This window comes from Bradyrhizobium aeschynomenes, assembly GCF_013178945.1.
GTDB classification, from domain to species: Bacteria; Pseudomonadota; Alphaproteobacteria; order Rhizobiales; family Xanthobacteraceae; genus Bradyrhizobium; species Bradyrhizobium aeschynomenes.
On record NZ_JABFDM010000011.1, the window covers coordinates 174719 to 196001 of the forward strand.

Sequence of the window (21283 nt, forward strand, 5' to 3'; positions counted from 1 at the left end):
AAATCGATGGTGTCCGACGAATCAACGAAAGAGCGTCGCGCATGATCCATGCGCATCGGTCCCGGCGAATCAATCGCACGGGACCGATTTCAACCTCATCAATGGCCGAATTCGGGCGGCCTCAAACGCTGCCCGCGGACGATCAGGCGTCTTTCTTCTTCAGGACCTGGCGGCCCTTGTACATGCCGGTCTTCAGGTCCAGGTGGTGCGGACGACGCAGCTCGCCGGAGTCCTTGTCCTCGACATAGGTCGGCTTCTTGATGGCGTCGGCCGAGCGGCGCATGCCGCGGCGCGACGGCGAAGTTTTTCTTCTGGGGACGGCCATATCGGTATCCTCTAGGGGTATTCGGAAGGCATCGTCCGCAAAGGGACGGCTGCAGCCAAGAAGCTGGCGAGCCAGGATGCCGATCAAGGCCGCGCTTATAGAGGAAGGGGTCCGCGATGGCTAGGGCTCTCCGAGGCATTTTTGGCCAAAATTCGCGCCCGCCGAGCCTCAACGTCGGTCTCCCCAGCAGGTCTGCAGGCTGGCGGCCTGAGCCCGTACCATATAGGTCGCCGATAGGCGCCGCACGCCGGACCCGGGCGTCCGGGCGCTGCGCCGGACGGGATTGGGCAGGATCGAGGCCATCAGCGCCGCCTCGCGCGGGCCCAGGCCGGCCGCGGAGCGGTTGAATGCATAATTCGCCCCAGCCTCCACCCCGAACTGGCCGGAGGGGCCGAGCTCGGCGATGTTGAGATAGATCTCCAGAATGCGCCGCTTGCTGAGGACGAGGTCGATCCACAGCGCCAGCGGCAGCTCCAATGCCTTGCGGACGTAGCTGCGGCCCTGCCACAGGAACAGGTTCTTGGCGACCTGCTGGGTGATCGTCGAGCCGCCACGGCTGACCTCGCCATCCTCGGCATCGTCCATGACCTCGCGCAGCGCGCCCCAATCGATGCCGTGATGGCTGCAGAATTTGGCATCCTCCGCCGCCACCACCGAACGCGGCAGCGAGGGCGACATCGCGGAGAGGTCGATCCAGTGCCGCGTGACCGGCTGGCCGGTGACCGTCCGCCACAGCATCAGGGTCGAGACCGGGTGACCCACGGCATAGAACGGCGTCAGTGCGTAGGGCACGAGCAGCACCAGCACGACGATCACCAGGATGGTTCTGACGGTACGCAAGGGCAGGCGCCGCTCGGTTGGGACCGCCGCATCGGCGGGCAATTGGGCGGGAGTATCCGACATCTCGGTGAGGTTTCCTGCTTTTTTTGACGCTTTTTGCTACCGTTGCGGCCGAAAGCCGCCACGGTCCCGGCAATTGACGAAGTCGCCGCCATCAACGATTGTCCGGCGAATTTCGCCCCCCCTGGAGCTCTTCTTAAATGACTGCGACGGCCACCGACTTCACCCAACGCCTGGACAAGACCGCGGAGGAGACCGAAGCGCTGCTCGGGGAGCTCCTGTCCGATGCGCCGATGGCCGACGAGATCATCCGGCCGAAGCGGCTGATCGAGTCGATGCGTTACTCGAGCCTTGGCGGCGGCAAGCGGCTGCGTCCCTTCCTGGTGGTCGAGAGCGCCGCCGTGTTCGGCGTGCCGCGCCGGGGCGCGCTGATGGCGGGTGCGGCGCTCGAATGCATCCATTGCTATTCCCTGATCCACGACGACCTGCCGGCCATGGACAATTCGGATCTCCGCCGGGGACGTCCGACCCTGCACAAGGCCTATGACGACGCCACCGCGATCCTGGCCGGCGACGCGCTCTTGACCATCGCCTTCGACATCATCACCCGCGACGAGATCCATCCCGACGCCGGGGTTCGCCTCGCTTTGACCCGGGCGCTGGCGCGCTGCGCCGGGGTCGGCGGCATGGCCGGCGGCCAGATCCTCGACCTCGCCGGCGAGGGCCGGTTCGGCGACAGCGGCCCGGTCGACGTCGCCCGCGTCCAGCAGATGAAGACCGGCGCGCTGCTCCGCTTCGGCTGCATCGCGGGCGCCCTGCTCGGCCAGGCCTCGGCGGCCGAGTACCAGGCGCTCGACGATTACGGCCGCGCCCTCGGCGAAGCCTTCCAGATCGCCGACGACCTGCTCGACGTCGAGGGCGATGCCGCAACGCTCGGCAAGCCCGCCGGCGCCGACGCCGAGCTCGGCAAGACCACCTTCGTCACCCAGCTCGGCATCGAGGGCGCCAAGCAGCGCGTCCGCGACCTCCTCGCCCGCGGCGACGCTGCGCTGTCGATTTTCGGCGCCAAGGGCGACGTGCTGCGCGCCGCCGCCCACTTCGTCGCCGAGCGCAAGAGCTGAGGCGAGGCATTGGCCGGCGTCCATCCTGACGACCCGGCCCTCGCCCGTTTCACACGGCTGCCGACGGCCCTGCGCATCGTCTATGCGAGGCCCCGCACCTTCGCGTCGCTGGGCTTCGCGGTTGCCGCTTTCTTCCTGCTGCCGTCTACGCTGCGGCTGATCACGCGGCTCCTGATCAGCTGGGACGTCTTCACCGCGCTCTACCTGGTGCTGGTCGCGGTGATGATGTTGCGCAGCGAGCATCATCACATCCGCCGCAAGGCGATCATGCAGGACGACGGCCGCTTCGTGATCCTGATGGTCACCGCGCTCGGCGCCTTCGCCAGCATCGCCGCCATCGTTTTCGAGCTCGGCGCCTCCAAGCGCGACGCGCCGGCGCTGATCCTGGCGCTGCTCACGGTCTCGCTGTCCTGGGCCGCGGTGCATACCACCTTCGCCCTGCACTATGCCCATGACTACTACCGCGGCGCCAAGCCCGGCGGCCTGCAATTCCCGAGCGGCGACGAGCAGCAGCCCGCCGACTATTGGGACTTCGTCTACTTCTCCTTCATCATCGGCATGACCGCGCAGGTCTCCGATGTCGGCATCACCGACAAGATCATCCGCCGCACCGCGACCGTGCACGGCATCATCTCGTTCGTCTACAACACCGCCCTGGTCGCCCTGATGGTCAACATCGCCGCGAGCGCGATCTCGTCCTGATAGCTCCCTCGCCGCACCGAACCGAACGCCCGCGTGAGACGGGATACACCTCTCCCGAAGGGAGAGGTCGGATTGCATCGCCGGACGCAATTCGGGTGAGGGCGTCAGGTGAGAGATGATCGTGGAAGCCCCCTCACCCGGCGCTACGCGCCGACCACTCCCCGGTGGAGAGAGGTGGACCGAGATCCGGACGGCCAACTCGTTTCGACAATGACGAACTCCATGAGCGCAGCCGACGATCGAAGGCAGACCATTCAGTTGCACACCTCGACGCTGGCATTGTTGGCGGGGCCGCCGCCGCCGCGATATTCGAGCCGGCAGCCGGGCCTGACCGCGCGGCAGAGATAGGCATCGCAATAGATCTGGCCGGAGGACTTCGACGGCCGGGTGGCCTGGGTCTGCGGCTTGGCATAGCCCGGAGCCGCGCCGATGCCGACGCCGAGACCACCGCCGCCGACGCCGATGCCAACGCCACCCCCTACGCCGGGAGCGGACATCGGCATGCCGGGCTCGGGCGCAGCACGAGCGCGGCGGCGCGACGGCATGTCCTCGTCGTCCTGGCCGCGCTTGGCGACCGGCTTCTTCTCGCGCCGCTTCTCGCACTCGTTGTCGTCGTTCACGAACGAGCCCTCGGCGCAGACGATGCGGGTGCAGCGGTCACCGTCGGACTTGAAGCCGTGCTGGCAGACCAGCGGGCAGACGCGCGCCTGTTTGAGCTTGATCGCCTGCAGCGCATCGGCCGAGGCGGCCTGGGTGTCGAGCTTGGTGCCGGCATAGCGGTTGAACTGCGACAGCGAGCGGCGCGAGGCCGAGCCCCAATCGCCGTCGGCCTCCTCGGTGAGACAGCCGACGCGGCGCAGCTCGAGCTGGACAGACTTGGTCAGATCGGCGGGCTGCAACGCCGGCGTCAGCGAAGCCACCTGCGGCCCCTGCGGCGGAGCTGCGGCCGGCGAGGTCGCGGCGCGCGGATTGTCGGCCGCTGCGAGCGGCTGCTCCTGGCGTTTCTTCTCGGCCTCGGCGGCCTGCTGCTGTGCCAGCTGATTGGCCTTTTCGGCTGCGAGCCGCGCCTGCTCGGCCGCCTTGGCCTCGGCCTCAGCCTTGGCCAGCGTGTCCTTGCGGGCCCCCTCCGCGGCAAGACGGGCCCGTTCGGCCTCGGTCACGCGGGCCTTCTCGGCGGCGGCAGCGCGATTTTCCTCCGCGGTCAACTTTTCGAGCTGCAGCTTGGCGAGGCTGGCATAGAAGCCGTCGGGATACTGCGCCAGGAACGCGTTCAGCGCGCCCTTGTTGCCGACCTGCATCGCCAGCTCGTAGTCGCGGCGGATATCGGCCTGCGGGCTCGGGACGGGCGCCACCGGCATCTGCGTGACGACGCGCGGCACGCCGGGCACAAGCGGCACGTCCTCGCCGCCGAGTGAGCCATACACGAACGGCTCCTGGCGGTTGCTCGTGGACTTCAGCACCTCGTCGCGCACGAAGCCGAACGCCTTGCGGACGTCGAGGCCGGGGGTCGCGATGTGGCGCGACAGCGCCAGGGTGAACGGTGAGTTCCTGCCATCGCCGTCCTGTGCGGTGGACCCGGCCTTGGCCGAATAGGCGATCAGCGTGTTCGGGCTGGTCGGCTCGACCTTGGCGAGGCCGCGCCCGAGGCTGCGGGTCGCCACCGTCCGCTGCATGTTGCGGGTGAACGGGTTGTCGCGGCATGCATCGAGAATGACCAGCCGCAGCTTCTTGGCGGGCTCCACGGCAACCAGGATGCGATCGAGCGACAGCGTCTCGTCATAGACGTCGGTGTCGCGCTCGAGCCGGGCATCGATCGGGATCAGGTAGTTGGAGCCTTCGACCTCCATGCCATGGCCGGCATAATAGACCACGGCGATGTCGGCATCGCGGGCCGCGTCGGCAAAATCGCGCAGCGCCCGGCGGGTCTCCCGCGCGGTGAGGTCGCGGCGGTAGTCGACCACGTCGAACCCGGCATTCTTGAAGGTCTGGGTCATTACCGCGCCGTCATTGGCCGGGTTCGTCAATTGCGGCACGTTCTGATAGGCGGAATTACCGATGACCAGCGCCACCCGTTTCTCGGCGAGCGCGGGGTGGCCGGCGAGCAGCAGCGCTGCCGCCAGAAGGAAACCGCCCAATCGAACTGACCACGACATCGTCTTACCCCATAGCCCTGGGAAATCTGCCGGCTCTGCCTACCAGATTAAAGCCCGCTCGCCTTGTGATCGGGATCACGCAGCCGTTGTTCCCGGAGAACCCGCGTCGGCCACGATATTTCTGTCGAGGGAGCATCGGCCGCAGTTCATGGCTTGCCAAGCCCGGATTTGCATCGAAAATGCGATGCTTGTTTGTCCGGGTTCCAGGGAGATGGCCGTGAGCACAGATCGTTCGAGCGTCGAAGCCGTGGTGCAGGGCTATTTCGATGCGCTCTATGAGGGCGACGCCGACAAGCTCGGCGCGGTGTTCCATCCAACCGCCGACCTGCGCTGGGTCGAGAACGGCGAGCTCAAGGTCCTGACGGTGCCGGATTGGCTCGCCTGGGTCCGCAAGCGTCCATCTGCCAAGGGCGAGGGCAAGCCGCGCGAGGACTTCATCGTCACCATCGACCGCTCGGACGACAAGACCGCCTTCATCAAGGTGCGCTGCCAGCTGCCGCCGCGCTATTTCACCGATTATCTCGTCGCCATGAAGCTCGCCGACGGCTGGCGGATCGTCTCGAAATCCTATCGTTACGATCTTCGGGATTGAGCCCGGCGCAACGACGCCAGGCCAACCCCTATGGAAGCGCATTTCCAGATTTTCCTGATCCTGCTGGCGGTGCTGGCGGGAACCGCGCTTGTTGCTCGCCGGGCCAATCTTGCGCCGGCGATCCTCATGATGCTGGCCGGTATCGCGCTCGCCTTCGTCCCGACCATGCCGGCCTTCGCGCTGCCGCCCGAGCTGGTGCTGCTGGTGGTGCTGCCGCCGCTGATCTATTCCTCCAGCGTCGCGATGAGCTGGCGCGAGTTCAAGCGCAATCTGCGGCCGATCGTGCTGCTGGCCGTGGGCTGCGTGATCTTCACCGCAACGCTGGTGGCGACGGCAACTCACGTCCTGCTCGGCCTGCCCTGGAGCCTCGGCTTCCTGCTCGGCGCCATCGTCGCGCCGCCCGACGTCGTGGCGCCGCTCGCCATCGCCCGCCGGCTCCATCTGCCGCGCCGGGTGATGGTGATCCTCGAAGGCGAGGGCCTCGCCAATGACGCCACGGCGCTGATCCTGTACCGCTTCGCGGTGGCGGCAATCATGACCGGCACGTTTTCCTTTCCCGTCGCCGCCGGCGAATTCGCCGCGATCGTCGTCGGAGAGATCGCGTTCGGCATCGGCGTCGGCTGGCTGATGCTGCGCGCCCGGCATTATTCCAGGGATCCGCAGGTCGAGATCACGCTGTCGCTGCTGACGCCCTATCTCGCTTATTGGATTCCCGAGCATGTCGGCGGCTCCGGCGTGATCGCGACGGTGGCCTGCGGCCTCTACATGAGCTGGAACGGCCCGCTGTGGATCTCCTCGGCGACCCGGCTGCAGGGCGTGTTCTTCTGGGACCTCGTGGTCTACCTGATCGAGGGCATGCTGTTCCTGCTGACCGGCTTCCAGATGCGGCTGATCTACGAGAAGTCGAAGGCATTCCCGCTCGACGAGATCATGATCGCCACCGCGCTGGTGGTCGCCATCGTGGTGATCGCGCGCTTCGCCTGGACCTTTCCCGCGACCATCCTGCCACGTCTCTTGAGCTCTTCGCTGCGCGCCCGCGATCCTCTGCCGCCCTGGCAGCAGACCTTCATCATCGGCTTCACCGGCGTGCGCGGCACGGTCTCGCTCGCGACCGCGCTGGCGCTGCCGCTGACATTGTCGACCGGCGATGCGTTTCCCTATCGCGACGAGATCCTGTTCGTCGCCTTCGGCGTGATCTTCTTCACGCTGATCGGACTCGGCTTGACCCTGCCGCTGGTCGTGCGCGGGCTCGGGCTCGGCCAGGAAGGCCGCGCCGAGCATGTGCGCGAGCACGAGCAGGAAATCGCGGCCCGGCGCGAGGTGCTCGATCGGGCGCTGAGGTCGCTGGAGACGATGACCAATGACCGCGAGCTGTCCGACGAGGTGGTGCGGCTGCTGCGGGCGCGCCACGAGGTGCGCGCCAACCAGTTGCCGGAAACCCTGAACCCCGACGACTACGACGCCTCCGCGCTCGGCATCGAGCTGACGCGGGAGCTGATCGGCGTCGAACGCAAGACCATTCACGTCATGCTCCGCGACGGCAAGATCACCGACGAAACCCGCCGCCGCATCGAACGCGACCTGGACTTGGAGGAAGCGAGCCTCGCCAACCGGGAATACGGGCAGGCGCCGTTGTAGGAATGAGTTGGGACAGCGCCGCCTCGCATTCAGTATCATCCCGGCGGACGCCGGGACCCATAGCCACCGCACGTCGTGGTTGGCACATCCGGTCGCTCGAGCCTGCCTCACATTTGCTCCTGGGAGTATGGGTCCCGGGTCGGCGCCACACCAACGCATGCGCGTTGGTGCGGCTTGCCCGGGACGACGGCGGAGTTTGTCGGCGCAGCCGGTCATCCTCATAGGCGCAGTTCATCATCCTCGCGCCCGCATTTCGCGTCCGAGCATTGATCCTCATCTCGCCCTCTCCAATCAGAGGGCGCAGGGAAGGCCGGGCCCCGACTGAGGCCCGTGGCCCGCCTGCTCAAAAAAATGCAGGCGGCAGGTACCACAGGTTCAGCCGGAGAAAACCCGGCCCTCCCTGCGCAATGGTTTTAACGGCTGCTTCGCACTCTCCCCGGGGACCGGGCTGTCTTGCCCCCGTCACTGGCGATCATCAGCCAGCTTGGCATCAGCGTCGGGATGTCAGGACCATGCGACTTGACCGTCCGCGCCATGACGTTCGTCCGCACGCCCTTGGGCCCGCTGCGCCACGTCGCGTCCACCGCATCCCGCCTCCACGTTCGTGACGACCGCGAAGCGTCCCTCTTCAATGAGGCGGGACGGGCGGAAAGATCGTTCTGATTTGCCCGACGGCACAAGGCCCGATGGCTGCGACATGGTAACGCGACGGGCAAAATCTTGAGATTGCGGGCGCCCGCCACATCCTCCGCCGTCGTCCCGGCCTTGAGCCGGGACGACACTGGTACTCTCTCCGAGCGTCATTCCGGGGCGCGCGGAGCGCGAGCCCGGAATCCATAGCCACGACTGCGGATGAGGAACGGGAGCGATGTGGCGCTTGTCTTCGACACATGTCTGCCTGTGGTTATGGATTCCGGGCTCATTCGCGCTGCTTCAAAATGGCTGCGCCATTTTGCGCGCGAATGCCCCGGAATGACGGTGTGGAGGGAGTTGGGCCGTATTCGGCGAGATCATGCGCTGGCGCATTGAAGCGCTACACGCATGGACGCTGTCTCACCGCTCGATCATCCAGCGCGTCACCGCCTGGTGATAGTTCATCGGGCCGGGCACGGTCTTGTAGGTCTTCAGATAACGGAAGCCCGCCTTCTGCAGCGCGCGGTTGGGTGCGGTGTTGTAGGCGTGCGGCTCGCAGAACAGTTGCTTGAGCTGCAGCCGCTCGAAATACAGATCGACGCTGCGGCGGACGCATGCGGTGCCGAGGCCGCGACTGCGCAGCTCCGGCTCGGTGACATGAAGGTGCATGTGGGCGCGGTTGCCGAACACGATGCGATCGCAGCTGGAGAAGCCGATCGGGCGCCCATCGAGGCGCCAGATCACCAGCAGCGCCGCGCGCTCGGTGAGCGGCGTCTCGTAGAGCGACTTGAACAGGCCGGCCCAGACCGGCCTGGTCGGCATCCGCGTCGGATCGATGCCCATCAGGTCGAGCTGCTCGATGCTGGATGAATAGAAGTAGTCGATGACCAGAGCGGTCTCGGCGAGCTCCATTTCCCTGACGTCGAGAGTCATCGAGGCATCCTCTTCAGCAGGCCTCAAGGTGCTGATCAAGCGGGCAGCAGTGGGGCGGCGCAGCCTGCGAGAAAGTTTCAGAATGAGGCGAGAGGGACAAGCAGCTGTGAGTTGTGAGGATGCGACTGCCTCGCCCAGCAACAGGTGCGAGTTGTCGCACCGGGTGTTGCGGCCCTCTCACCTCTCCCCGCTCTTTGCGGGGGCGCGACGAGCTTCGCTCGCACTGAGAGGTCGGATTGCGCAGCCATCCGGGTGAGGGGCATGGCACGAGTGCGGCCAGGTCAAAGGTCTATCGGACGGGCACGACCGCCAGGCGCCTATTGGAATGCTACAGATATCTTCAAACAGTTCGTTGCAGGGAATCGGCACCGCCCGTGCGGCTGCCCCTCACCCCAACCCTCTCCCCGTGAAGAACGGGGAGAGGGAGCGCACCGTCGTCGTGGCGGTGGCTCGATCTCAGATCATCATAGGAGCATATGCAGCGCGTGAGGCGCCGCACTCAAACAGGGCGCCGCCCCTACTCCGCGGCGGTCACGCTCTCCGGCGCCTTGGCGCCCGCGCCATAGCGCTGGTCGATGTAGTCGATGACCAGGGCCTTGAAGTCGGCGGCGATGGTCGGGCCGCGCAGGGTGCGGAACTTCTTGCCGTCGACGAACACCGGCGCGGCCGGGGCCTCGCCCGTGCCCGGCAGGGAGATGCCGATGTTGGCGTGCTTGGATTCGCCGGGGCCGTTGACGATGCAGCCCATGACGGCGACGTTGAGACCCTCGACGCCCGGATATTTCGACTTCCAGCTCGGCATCTCGTCGCGGATGAAATCCTGGATCGAGCGCGCCAGCTCCTGGAAGGTGGTCGAGGTGGTGCGGCCGCAGCCCGGGCAGGCCGCGACCAGCGGCACGAAGGTGCGGAAGCCCATGGTCTGCAGCAGCTCCTGCGCAACCTGCACCTCGAGCGTGCGGTCGCCGCCGGGCTCGGGCGTCAGCGAGATGCGGATGGTGTCGCCGATGCCCTGCTGCAGGAGAATGCCGAGCGCGGCCGAGGAGGCGACGATGCCCTTCGAGCCCATGCCCGCCTCGGTCAAGCCGAGATGGATGGCATAGTCGGAGCGCGCGGCGAGATCCTGATACACCGCGATCAGGTCCTGCACGGCCGAGACCTTCGCCGAGAGGATGATGCGGTTCTTCGGCATGCCGAGCTCTTGGGCGCGCTCGGCCGAGTGCAGCGCCGACTGCACCATGGCCTCGCGCATGACCGCGCGGGCGTCGCGCGGGTTCGCAGAGGCGGCGTTCTCGTCCATCAGCTTGGACAGCAGTTCCTGGTCGAGCGAGCCCCAATTGGCGCCGATGCGCACCGGCTTGCCGTATGTGTTGGCGAGCTCGATGATGGTCGAGAACTGGGTGTCGCGCTTGTCCTTGAAGCCGACATTGCCGGGATTGATGCGGTACTTCGCCAGCGCCTCGGCGCAGGCGGGGTACTCGGTCAAGAGCTTGTGGCCGATATAGTGGAAGTCGCCGATCAGGGGCGTGGTGATGCCGCGCTTGTCGAGCTGCTCGCGGATGTGCGGGACGGCCGCCGCCGCCTCGTCGCGGTCCACCGTGATGCGGACCATCTCGGACCCGGCGCGCGCCAGCGCTGCGACCTGGGCCACCGTCGAGTCGACGTCGGCGGTGTCGGTGTTGGTCATCGACTGCACCACGATCGGCGCGCCGCCGCCGACGGCGACATTGCCGACCATGACTTGCGTGGTCTGGTGCCGGGGAGCAGGGCCGGCGATATCGGTTTGAGGCAGGATCTCGGGCTTGTTCATGGGGCCTCGGATATCAGGTTTTGGTGACATTCAGCAATGGATCAGTCGCAGCCAGCAGCACGCGGTTCGGGCGATTGACCAGAAAAAGCCCAATGATCACAAGCACGGCGGCCAGGCCAAAGGCGAGCGTCAGGGCGTCATGCAGGATGAAATAGCTCGCCACCACCCCGAATAAAGGGGTGATGAAGGTAAATGCCGACAATTTGCTGGCCGAATAGGCTTTGATCAGAGCGAACCAGATCGTGAAGGTGGTGCCGACCACCCAGATCGCCTGATAGGCGAGCAGCCCAAGGACGAAAGGGCTGGGAACCTGGGTGAGGCGCTCGCCGGCGATCAGGGCGGCCAAGGCCATGATGGGGACGGAAATGGCCACCTGGTATCCCAATGCGCGCTCCGGTGCGATGAAACGCAGCCGGCTGCCCTTGATGAAGACCGTCGTGACACCCCACAGCAGCCCGCCGCCGACCACCAGGAGATCGCCAAGCAGGACGCGGCCGTCGACATTGGCCTGGGGGATGCCGATCGCCAGCGCCACGCCGGCGAAGCTCAGCGCCAGCCCGCCCCATTGCGCAGGTCCCAGACGCTCACCCAGGAAGCGGAACGAGCCGAGCGCGACGAAGAACGGTGCGGTGTACAGGAAGACGACGGCCCGCGACGCCGAGGTCAGCAGAAGGCCCTGGTAGATCAGTACGAATTCGAGGCCGAAAAGCGCGCCGGCCACGATGCCGAGCCACAACGTGCCGTCGCGCTCGAACATCTTCACGCCGCGCAGCTGCGCGAAGATCAGCAGCACCGGCAGTGCGCCGGCCGAGCGGAACGTCGCCTGCAGCATCGGCGGCACCTCCGGTAGCGCCAGCTTGATTGCGATCTGGTTGAAGGCCCAGGACAGGCAGAGCACGAGCGTGACGGCAATGGCGCCCGGGCCGAGCGGCCGGGTCGCGGCGGAAGAGGGGGACGTTGCGGACACGAGGGCGTGGGCTCCCGAAAGGGTTTGGTTTTCTTGGACCCCCAGCGCACACGCGGTCAGATTCGTGCGCGAGGATCGGACGAACAACTCGGCCGGCAGCGGCGGTCCACGCCTCTCCCCGCGCGCGGGGAGAGGCCGGATTGCATCATCAGATGCAATCCGGGTGAGGGGGGCTCTCCGCACGTCTGGTGCTCGTGGCTGCCCCTCACCCCAACCCTCTCCCCGTGAAGAACGGGGAGAGGGAGCGCACCGTCGCGGCGGCGATAGCTCGAATACGATGATCAGTGGGCGCTGTACACCTTGCGGCGCAGTGACGGATCTCACGCGGCCTTCTGGCAGTGCGCGCAGAGGCCGGTGATCTCGACCACCGACATCTTCGGCAGGAAGCCGGACGCGGCGGCCGCGCTCTTCAGGCTCTCCGCGATTGGCGCGGCGGGAACCTCACCGACGGCACCGCATTTTTCACAGATCAGGAACGCCACCAGCGCGGTGTGCTCATGATCGTGCGCGCAGGCGAGGAAGGCATTGCGGCTTTCGATGCGGTGCACCAAGCCGTTGGCCATCAGGAACTCGAGGGCGCGATACACCGTGATCGGTGCCGGTCGCGCGGCCACCTTGGCCAGTTCCTCGATGATCTCATAGGCGCCGAGCGGCCGGTGGCTCGACAGCAGCGCCTCCAGCACCTGGCGACGCTGCGGCGTGAACTTCTGGCCACGCTGGGCGCAGACGCGCTCGGCATGGTCGAGGGCATCGGCCGCGCAGCGGCCATGATCGTGGTCGGGCGGCGGGAAGGTAGGCTTTGCGAGGGTCATTGCCGACAATCTAGCATTTCACAGCCCGCTCGCCAAAGGCCGCGGCGGAGCCATGCATCTTGAGGGGAACGGATGTGCTCGACGACGCCGTGAAATATTCATAAGCTTGCTTATTATATTCTAGGCTCATTAGAGCCAAAGCTTAGTTCCCTCCGTCCAGAATCGAGACCGGCCATGACCCGCACGTCCGCGGACGTGAATTTCCTGTTTACGCTCGGCGAGCTGCAGCGCCTGATGCGCGCCTATGCCGACAAGGAAGCCGCGCGGTTCGGCATGACCCGGGCACAATGGGCCGTGCTCGCCAAGGTCGAGCGCAACGAGGGCATGAAGCAGTCCGAGCTCGCCGAGCAGCTGGAGATGCAGCCGATCACGCTGACCCGGCTGATCGACAAGATCGCGGATGCCGGGCTGATCGAACGCCGCGGCGACGACACCGACCGCCGGGTCAACCGGCTGTATCTGAAGAAGGCCGCCCGTCCGCTGCTCGCCAAGCTCGCGGTGCTGCGCGGCGAGATCACCGAGACTGCGCTGGACGGCATCAGTCCCGCCGATGCCGAGCGACTGACGGCCCAGCTCGAAGCGATCAAAGAAAACGTGAGAAACGCCCTGCAGTCGCTGTGCGACGAGCAGCGAAAGGAGCAGCGCTATGGCTGAGCCCGCCCTGAAAATCGCCCCCGACCAGAAGGCCCATCCAGAGGCCGCACCGCCGGCCGCTGCCGCCGAGAAACCGGCCCGTCCGGGGTTCCTGCGACGCTATCGCCGCACGCTGCTGCTGGTGGTGCTGCCGATCGCCGCCGCCATCGGCGGCCTCGCGCTGTATCTGAACGGCGGCCGCTACGTGACCACCGACGACGCCTATGTCGGCGCGCAGAAGGTGCTGATCACGCCGGACATCTCCGGCAAGATCATCAAGGTCGTCGTCAAGGAAGGCCAGCAGGTCCAGAAGGGCGACGAGCTGTTCGAGATCGATCCCGTGCCCTATCGCCTGGCGGTCGACCAGGCCAAGGCGGCGCTGGCACAGGCACGCACCACCTATGACAACCTCACGGCCAACATCAAGATCTACGGCCAGATGCTCGACCTCGCGCAGCAGGGCATCGACCTCAAGCAGAAGGATGTCGAGCGCAAGCAGACGCTCGCCAAGAACAATTTCGGCTCGCAGCTCGACCTCGACAATGCGGCAAACGCCCTGGTGACGGCCGGCGCGCAGGCGCAGTACATCAAACAGCAGCTGTCGAACGCGAAGACGCAGCTGCTCGGCAATCCCGAGCTGCCGATGGAGCAGTTCCCGCCCTATGTCCAGGCGAAGGCCAAGCTCGACGACGCGCAGCGCGATCTCGACCACACCACGTTGCGCGCGCCGATGCCGGGCATCGCCACGCAGGTGGACCAGATCCAGCTCGGCCGCTTCGTCACCGCGGGCACGCCGGTGTTCTCGGTGATCGACATCGGCCATCCCTGGGTCGACGCCAATCCGAAGGAGAGCGATTTCACCTATGTCGCCGTGGGCCAACCGGTCGAGCTCGACGTCGACGCATTCCCGAACCACCGCTTCAAGGGCACCGTCGGCTCGCTGTCGCCGGGCACCGGCGCGCAGTTCGCGATCCTGCCGCCGCAGAACGCGACCGGCAATTTCGTCAAGGTCGTGCAGCGCGTGCCCGTCCGCATCTATTTCGACAAGAACGACAAGTTCGTCGGCAGGCTCAAGGCCGGCATGAGCGTCAACGTGTCGATCGATACCGGACATGAACGTACGCTGGCGGGCCTGCTCGGCTCGGCGCATGCCGCCGACAAGGACGAGTAGCGCACGATGAACGCGCCGGCAGCTTCATCCGCGGTTCCGGGCTTCCGCCGCAACATGGTGACGATCTGCGCCATGACGGCGACGATCATGCAGGCGCTCGACACCACCATCGCCAACGTCGCCCTGCCCTACATGCAGGGCACGCTGTCGGCCTCGACCGACCAGATCAACTGGGTGCTGACGTCCTACATCGTCGCCGCCGCGATCATGACCGCGCCGGTCGGCTGGATCGCCAACCGCTTCGGCCGCAAGCGCACCTTCATCGTCTGCTCGGCCGGCTTCACCATTGCGTCCGTCATGTGCGGCCTCGCCCAGGACATCACCCAGATGGTGCTGTTCCGCCTCTTGCAGGGCGTGTTCGGCGCCGCGCTGGTGCCGCTGTCGCAGGCCGTGATGCTCGACTCCTACGCGCTGCATGAGCGCGCCAAGGCGATGGCGATCTGGGGCATGGGCGTGATGCTCGGCCCGATCATGGGGCCGTCGCTCGGCGCCTGGCTGACGGAAACCTATTCCTGGCACTGGGTATTCTTCGTCAATTTGCCGTTCGGCGCGGTGACCGTGCTCGGGCTGATCGCCTTCATGGAGGAGACCAAGCCGAATGCGGAGCTGACCTTCGACTGGTTCGGCTTCGCCGCGCTCGCCATCGGCATCGGCGCGCTGCAGATTGCGCTCGACCGCGGCGAGGATCAAGGCTGGCTCGAGAGCAACGAGATCATCATCGAGTTCATCATCGCGGCCGTCGGCTTCTATTATTTCCTGGCGCATTCGCTGACCACGAAGCGGCCGTTCATCCAGTTCGCGCTGTTCAAGGACCGCAATTTCGTCGGCGGCTGCGTGTTCATGACGGTGATGGGCCTGGTGCTGTTCTCGACCATGGCGCTGTCCTCGCCCTATCTGCAAAATGTCATCGGCTATCCCATCATCACCGCCGGCGTGCTGCTGGCCACCCGCGGCTGCGGCACCTTCGTCGCGATGATGCTGGTCGGGCGACTGCTGCGCTACATCGAGGCGCGCACGTTGATCGTGGTGGGACTGTCACTGACGGCGCTGTCGCTGTTCCAGATGACGGCCTGGACCGACCTGACCGGCGTGCCGGAGATCATCACCATCAGCATCATGCAGGGTTTCGGCTTCGGGCTCGTCTTCGTGCCGCTCTCGACCGTGGCGTTCTTGACGCTGCCCGGTGAGCTGCGGACCGATGGAACCTCGATGCTGACATTGGTGAGAAATGTCGCAAGCTCGATCGGCATCTCCATCGCGATCGCGCAGCTCACCGAGGGAACGCGACGGAATCACGCGATTCTGGTCGAGCACATCAACCCGTTCAATCACGCTTTGCAGATGCCCAACGTGGCCGGCATGCTGAACCTGTCCACGGATGCCGGGCGCGCGATGGCCGATGCGATGGTCATGGTCCAGGCGCAGATCCTCGCCTTCTCGCACGACTATCAGCTGGTGATGACGTTCATCCTGGTGTCCATCCCTCTCGCGATCATGATCGGCTCGACTCGCACGGCGCTGCGTCAGCAGTCCGCACCGGCCGATCATGCCGTGATGGAGTGAACGTTCCCCGCGACGGAAATTGCGTGCGCTGTTCGGACGCAGTGTGCGCGGGATAGCAAAAAGGTGACCGCCACGTGATGGATTTGTAACTTCAATCCGGCGCGTTTCCGGCTATCTTCTGATCACCCCACTCGGTTCTCTGCGTATGAGTTGCGCGCAGGGACTGCACCTCATGAGCGCCCCACTCGTGATGTGCCGGGCGGGGGCGGTGGCTCCTCCAGCGCCGCCCCCAGCCCCGGGGCATCCCTTTTCACATTCTGGTCTACGGCTTCTGCAGCGGCTCGATCTTCGCCGGTGCGGCAGCGGGCTTGGCCTCGGTCGCCGGCAGGATCACGCCGGCCAGCGCCTGCACCGGATCGTCGCCGGGCTTGAAGCCGGACTGCACCAGGATCTCGTCGATCAGGGGCTTCAGCGCATGGACGCGCAGCAGCTCCCCGGCGAGGCCTTCGCCGAAGCCGACATTGCCACCCCCAGCGCCATTGCCGCTGCCGCCGAAGGCGCCGCCGGTGTGCAGGATCCGCACGTCCTTCAGGTTGGCGATCGGCTTGACCATCTCGCCGAGCGCGGCCGGCATGGTCGCGATGCGCTGCTTGGCGAGTTCGAAATCGATCACGTTGCTGCCGAGCTTGTTCTGCGCCTCGTTCTTCATCAGGATGACTGCGGCCTCGGCCTCGCCGATCTCGCGCACACCGACGGCCTTGATCTTGTTGGCCTCGGCCTCCGCTTCGGCCAGGGTCTTGGCCGCCTCGCCGCGATCGACCGCCGCGCGCTTTTCTGCCTCGGCGGCAACGGTAATGCCGGTCGAGCGCTGCTCGGCCTCTTTCCGCGCGGCCATCACCGCGGTCTGACGTTCGCGGTCCGCGATCTCGATCGCGCGCGCCGTCGTCACCTTTTCCTCCGCGGAGACCGCGAGCGCCTCGGCCGCCTTGGCGACTGCACGCGCCTCCGAGGTTTCCTTGCTCTTGGTCGCGATCTGGATGTCGTTGTCCTGGGTGGCGATCTGGATCTCGCGGTCGGCGTCGGTCTTGCGCCGGTTGATCGCGAGGTTGCTTTCGATGGTCGCCGTCTCTCGCACCTTCAAGGCCTCGGCCTCGCGCTGGGCGATCTTCTGCTGCGCCTCGATGCGGGCGTTCTCCTCGGTCTGCCACGCCGTCTGGGTCGCACTCGCCACCTCGGCGCGCGTGCTCGCGGTCTTGTTGGCGATGTCGCGCTCCTGGCTGAGCTCGGCCTCCTTCTTGGTGCGCTCGATCGTCAAGGTGAGCTGGCGCGCCTCGAGATCCTTCTGCGCGATCGCCACCTCGTTGTCGCGCACGATCGCGTTGCGGTCGCGGCGCCGTGTCTCGGTGACGGTCTTGAGCCGCGTGAGGCCCTCGGCGTCGAAGAAGTTCTCGGCGTTGAAGAACGAGATGTCGGTCTGGTCGAGCTTGGTCAGCGACACCGATTCCAGCTCCAGGCCGTTCGACTGCACGTCGGCCTCGACGGCGGCCTGCACGTGCTTGACGAAATCCGAGCGCTTCTCCTGCAGGTCTAAGAGCTCCATCGTCGCCGCGACCGAGCGCAGGCCGTCGACGAACTTCGCCTCGACCTGGTCGCGCAGCAATTCGGCATTGTTGGTGACGGCGCCGAGCGTCTGCGCGGCCAGCGCGATCGAGTCCACATCCGGCTTCACCCGCACATAGAACTCGGCGTCGATGTCGACGCGCATGCGGTCCTTGGTGATCAGCGAATCTTTCTTCGAACGCTCGACGCGCAGCCGCAGCGTCTTCAGGTTCACGCGCGCGATCGAGTGGAAGATCGGCAGCACGACCGCGCCGCCGTCGAGCACCACCTTCTTGCCGCCGAGGCCGGTGCGCACGAAGGCCTCGTCGCGGGTGGAGCGGTGATAGAGCACGGCGAACACCGTGCCGAGGACGACCAGCAGCACGACGCCGATCGAGGCGGGGACAATGAGATCGAACATGACAGAGATCACTTTCTGGACGAGGAGTCCGGTTGTGACGGGACGAGTTCGTCGACAGCTGCGATCGCGATGAAGCGGCCGTCCTTGCGGTCGACGAGAAGAACCAATGCGCCCACCGGCAGCGGCGGCGAGCCCGGCGCGGCCGAGGCGGTCACCGCGTGCCAATTGCCATGGACGTCCTTGACGCGGACGCGGCCGGGCAGTCCGCCATCGAGCGGGCCGACCGCGACCTCGCCGGTGCGGCCGACCAGATCGGAGAGGCCGACCGCGTAGCTCTCGTCCTGGGGAATGAGCCGTGCGGCGTAACGCGTCGAGCTCCGCAGCATCGGCACGGTGGCGATCGCGGCAAGCACGCCTGCGGCCGAGGCCGGCAGCGGCAACGCGAGCAGCCGGGCGACATCCTGGATGAGGAAGCCGGTGATCGAGAAGATGCCGAGCCCGAGCAGGATGCAGATCATCAGCGGCACGCCGCCGACATTAATCCATGACAGCACCTGGCCGATGCTGGTGCTGTTGCCGTCGTGCCCGAGATCGACGGTCTGGCCGAGCAGCTCGCTGACCGACAGGCCGATCAGCATCGAGCCGACCTCGACGCCGCCAACCAGCACGATCATCACGGCGGCGACCGCGAACGGCCGCACCTCGGGCTGCATGAAATGCTCGATGATGGTCATGGGACGGTGCGCCCCTGCCCGCTCAGTTCTGCGACTTCAAACGCGCCAGCCGCTCGGCAATGTCCTTGTCGCGCTTCAGCTTCGACAATTCGTCGATGTCGGGTGACGGCGGGATGCCCTCCGGCACGCCGGTGGCGCGAGCGATCGCGCGTGACGCGCGCGTGGCCTTGGCGAGGCCGGCATCCTCGGTCTTGCGCGCGGCGGCCTTCGGCTGCTGAGCCATCGCCTCGCTGCGTTCGAGCTCGGCGAGGCGCGCCTGCGCATCCTGCAGGCTGGAGAGGATTGCGCGCAGGCTCGTCAGCACCGCGTCGACGCGCTCGGCATTCTCGTCGATCGCCTTCGACAGCACCTCGAATTGGGCCTCGAGGTCCATCTGCCGGGCAATGCCGGCGCGGGCGAGATCGTCGCGGTTCTCGCCGATGGCGACCTGGATCTGGTCAGCCAGCGCGGCGGTCTCGCGCTCGATCTCGGCGCGACGGGCATTGAGCCGATATTCCTCGGCGCGCGCGGCAGCCAAGCCGTCGCGCTGATCGCGCTCCGCCTGCTCGATTTCGCGGATCGCCTGCTTGACCAGCGCAACTTTGTTGTGGTCCTCGGCCTTGTCGATCGCTCCATAGGCGATCCCGGCGATGAGGCGCCCGGCGCGTGACAGGAGCGTGTCGGGAGCCGGCGCGTGTTCGGCGAGCATGACGTTGTCCTTTCGTGGGCTGATATGTTGGCGTGAAGCTGCGATGACACCGAAATGAATCTCGAAATCACCGTCATCGGTGCGAACGAGCTGGGCCGGCGTCGCGTGCGTCCAGCCCGCGGCATAGCCGGTCACCTCGAACGGAATCGTGACACGGCCGAGCGCGGTGCCGAGCGACAGCGTGCCGGCATCCCTGACATTCACCAATCGGTCGTCGAGCGGCAGCCGCGGGTTCGATGCGGCCCGATACGCCGCACGGTCGCGCAAGCCGAGCGTGACGAGCCGCGACGGCAGCCGGGTGGCTTTGCGGATCGGGTCATAGGCATGGCCGTGCAGCGCGACGAGGTTGGCGCCGATGCCCTTCGCGCTCGCGATCTCGTCGAGCATGTCCATCATCCGGGCATAATCGGCGAACGTCGCCTCGACGGCGTGCCGCGCCTCCGGGGAGAGGAGGAGACGATAGCGAACAGCCTGATCGTAGGGGCTTGCGGCCATGAGGAACAATAAAGCACGATTATTGTGCTTTCGCAAGCCGTCCACTGGTCCGACGACGCCGCACCTTTGCGTGACCATACCGAACGCCATGCACATGCCGATATGTCGCGCCGACCCTGGCGGGGGGTTTGATGCCGAGCGAACAATCTCTGGTGATCGTTAAGAGCGGCGAGAGGCGAGATAAACACCCCGTCGCTTTAGTTCTCGCGAAGCTAGCTTCTTCCGGCGATGTCGTCCCGGCCAAGCCCTGGCGTCGCGTAGCGACGTCGGGGCGCAGAGCCGGGACCCATAGCCACAGGCCGTCGTGAGGCGAAGACTCGGAGTGGCAATCCTGCCTCAAACGGCGTTCTGGGAGTATGGGTCCCGGGTCAGCGCACGCCGGCGCGGTGCGCCGACGTGCTTGCCCGGGACGACACCGAATTTGTAGCATCGTTTGGCAACCCGACGCTGCAGACGCAATTCAGCCATCAGCGGCTCTGCACAACGGTGCAGCCAGTTGCTAAATCAATCCAGCAGTTCGCGGCAGCCGAGATCATCGACGGCGAGGAAGATGCGCTCAAGATTATTCCACCAGATGATCGGTGGAATGTTCGCGGTCCACTGCCACACCGGCTTGGTGATCTGCCACAGCACGCCATAGCGATAATCGTCGTCGAGCGCGGCGCGGCTGTAGCCGGTCACGCCATGGCCGAGCAGGGCTTCGTGATAGCCATCGAGTAGATCACGCTCCACCTGCCGGCGGCGCTCGGGATACCACTGCAAGCCCATCAGATAGGCGAGATCGTTGGCGCCGACATTGATCCGCCACTGGTCGAAGTCGAACACGCGCGCGCGGTCCGCCACGCCTGGCTTGGCGAGCAGGAAATTCCAGCTATGCGCGTCGCCATGCGCGATCGTGAGGTGACGGTGCGAATGATAGCGTGCCAGCAGTCTTGGCGTGGACGCGATGAAGCGCCGGTAGACCTCGCGTCGGTCAGCGCTCAGCCGGTCGCCGAGCAGCGCGGTGAAGCGTTCGAGATGGCCGGAGAGTTGCGTCATCACCTGCGCCATGGCCGCAGGTTCGATGAACTGGCCGATGGTCCGGCCGAGATCAGGATGGTCCCACCACGCCGCGTGCAGCCGCGCCATCGCCTCGACGATAGCTCCGGCCTGGGCCAATGTCGGCGGCAGCGGCCATTCCGTCGCGATCTGATGGCTGTCGGTCAGATCCTCCAGCAGCAGATGCCAGTCATGGCTGTCGCCATCCCAATGCGCACCGAAACAGCGCGGCACCAGTTGCCCCGGCAGATGCGGCGCGACGGTGGTGTAGAACGCAACTTCCTTCTGCCCGCCCTGCCACAAGGTCTTGGCGAAATTCTCCTGTGCCACCTTCAGAATCAGCGTCTGTGGCGCATCGGGAGCCGGGCCGTCATAGCTCACACCGAGCCTGATGATCCGCGAGACGATGATGTCGCGGGCACTGAGCACCGTGACCTCGCGCACCGCGCTCGCACGGAGCGCGCCGGATGCACGAAGCGCCTCCGTCAAACGCGCAGGGTCGACGACAGATGGCAGAGCCGGCGACGTCATCAGGAGC

General features: G+C 66.2%; 18 protein-coding genes. 7 read left to right on the plus strand and 11 right to left on the minus strand.

Features of this window, described 5'->3' with window-relative positions; all coding sequences use genetic code 11:
* Positions 1-142 precede the first annotated feature (142 nt).
* A complete protein-coding gene (gene rpmF / locus HL666_RS27135) occupies positions 143-325 on the minus strand; it encodes a 50S ribosomal protein L32 (RefSeq protein ID WP_006610266.1) in 183 nt (60 codons plus the stop codon).
* A gap of 168 nt (positions 326-493) precedes the next feature.
* On the minus strand, positions 494-1165 hold the full coding sequence (gene mtgA / locus HL666_RS27140) for a monofunctional biosynthetic peptidoglycan transglycosylase (RefSeq protein ID WP_172131506.1): 672 nt from the start codon (positions 1163-1165) through the stop codon (positions 494-496).
* Positions 1166-1365: 200 nt separating this feature from the next.
* Between mtgA and HL666_RS27145 the strand changes: the two genes are divergently transcribed.
* Both HL666_RS27145 and HL666_RS27150 read left to right on the plus strand, forming a co-directional pair.
* Positions 1366-2286 carry a polyprenyl synthetase family protein gene (locus HL666_RS27145; protein WP_172114447.1) on the plus strand — a complete coding sequence of 307 codons (921 nt, stop codon included), beginning with the start codon at positions 1366-1368 and terminating at the stop codon, positions 2284-2286.
* Between the two features lie 9 nt (positions 2287-2295).
* Complete coding sequence (locus HL666_RS27150; RefSeq protein ID WP_172184554.1) at positions 2296-2988, plus strand: DUF1345 domain-containing protein; 693 nt, start codon at positions 2296-2298, stop codon at positions 2986-2988.
* Positions 2989-3242: 254 nt separating this feature from the next.
* On the opposite strand, the gene HL666_RS27155 is transcribed toward HL666_RS27150, so the two are convergent.
* Positions 3243-5141, minus strand: a complete 1899-nt coding sequence (locus HL666_RS27155) for a caspase family protein (RefSeq protein WP_172184556.1) — start codon at positions 5139-5141, stop codon at positions 3243-3245.
* A gap of 217 nt (positions 5142-5358) precedes the next feature.
* Between HL666_RS27155 and HL666_RS27160 the strand changes: the two genes are divergently transcribed.
* Together HL666_RS27160 and HL666_RS27165 are read left to right on the plus strand one after the other, a co-directional pair.
* Positions 5359-5733 carry a nuclear transport factor 2 family protein gene (locus HL666_RS27160; protein WP_172114444.1) on the plus strand — a complete coding sequence of 125 codons (375 nt, stop codon included), beginning with the start codon at positions 5359-5361 and terminating at the stop codon, positions 5731-5733.
* Between the two features lie 30 nt (positions 5734-5763).
* Positions 5764-7371, plus strand: a complete 1608-nt coding sequence (locus tag HL666_RS27165) for a Na+/H+ antiporter (RefSeq protein WP_172114443.1) — start codon at positions 5764-5766, stop codon at positions 7369-7371.
* 1053 nt (positions 7372-8424) lie between these two features.
* Here HL666_RS27165 and HL666_RS27170 read toward each other — a convergent pair.
* The 4 genes from HL666_RS27170 to HL666_RS27185 form a co-directional block, all read right to left on the minus strand.
* Entirely contained in the window at positions 8425-8937 is a 513-nt protein-coding gene (locus HL666_RS27170; RefSeq protein ID WP_172184558.1) for a GNAT family N-acetyltransferase, read from the minus strand.
* Positions 8938-9454: 517 nt separating this feature from the next.
* Positions 9455-10744, minus strand: a complete 1290-nt coding sequence (gene ispG / locus HL666_RS27175) for a flavodoxin-dependent (E)-4-hydroxy-3-methylbut-2-enyl-diphosphate synthase (RefSeq protein WP_172114441.1) — start codon at positions 10742-10744, stop codon at positions 9455-9457.
* Positions 10745-10757: 13 nt separating this feature from the next.
* The gene (locus tag HL666_RS27180) at positions 10758-11711 is read right to left on the minus strand and encodes a DMT family transporter (RefSeq protein WP_172114519.1); all 954 of its coding nucleotides are present in this window, start codon (positions 11709-11711) and stop codon (positions 10758-10760) included.
* A gap of 320 nt (positions 11712-12031) precedes the next feature.
* Positions 12032-12523, minus strand: a complete 492-nt coding sequence (locus HL666_RS27185; protein WP_172114440.1) for a Fur family transcriptional regulator — start codon at positions 12521-12523, stop codon at positions 12032-12034.
* Positions 12524-12697: 174 nt separating this feature from the next.
* Here HL666_RS27185 and HL666_RS27190 point away from each other — a divergent pair, with 174 nt between their 5' ends.
* Genes HL666_RS27190 through HL666_RS27200 form a run of 3 tightly spaced genes read left to right on the plus strand, consistent with a single transcriptional unit; the run spans position 12698 to position 15890 of the window.
* Positions 12698-13177 (plus strand): MarR family winged helix-turn-helix transcriptional regulator, encoded by a 480-nt coding sequence (locus tag HL666_RS27190; RefSeq protein WP_172114439.1) that lies wholly within the window; start codon positions 12698-12700, stop codon positions 13175-13177.
* Positions 13170-14327 (plus strand): HlyD family secretion protein, encoded by a 1158-nt coding sequence (locus HL666_RS27195; protein WP_172114438.1) that lies wholly within the window; start codon positions 13170-13172, stop codon positions 14325-14327. Before HL666_RS27190 ends, HL666_RS27195 begins: the two co-directional genes overlap by 8 nt.
* A gap of 6 nt (positions 14328-14333) precedes the next feature.
* A complete protein-coding gene (locus HL666_RS27200) occupies positions 14334-15890 on the plus strand; it encodes an MDR family MFS transporter (RefSeq protein WP_172184560.1) in 1557 nt (518 codons plus the stop codon).
* 262 nt (positions 15891-16152) lie between these two features.
* Here HL666_RS27200 and HL666_RS27205 read toward each other — a convergent pair whose 3' ends face one another.
* The 4 genes from HL666_RS27205 to HL666_RS27220 all read right to left on the minus strand — a co-directional run bounded on the left by HL666_RS27205 (position 16153) and on the right by HL666_RS27220 (position 21276).
* On the minus strand, positions 16153-17850 hold the full coding sequence (locus HL666_RS27205) for a flotillin family protein (protein ID WP_172131465.1): 1698 nt from the start codon (positions 17848-17850) through the stop codon (positions 16153-16155).
* Between the two features lie 8 nt (positions 17851-17858).
* A complete protein-coding gene (locus tag HL666_RS27210; protein WP_172114435.1) occupies positions 17859-18524 on the minus strand; it encodes an OB-fold-containig protein in 666 nt (221 codons plus the stop codon).
* 22 nt (positions 18525-18546) lie between these two features.
* Positions 18547-19716: a PspA/IM30 family protein gene (locus HL666_RS27215; protein ID WP_172184562.1), complete on the minus strand. Its 1170-nt coding sequence runs from the start codon at positions 19714-19716 to the stop codon at positions 18547-18549.
* A 495-nt stretch (positions 19717-20211) separates the two neighbouring features.
* Positions 20212-21276, minus strand: coding sequence for a phosphotransferase (locus tag HL666_RS27220; protein WP_172184564.1), 1065 nt, complete (start codon positions 21274-21276; stop codon positions 20212-20214).
* Between the last annotated feature and the right edge of the window lie 7 nt (positions 21277-21283).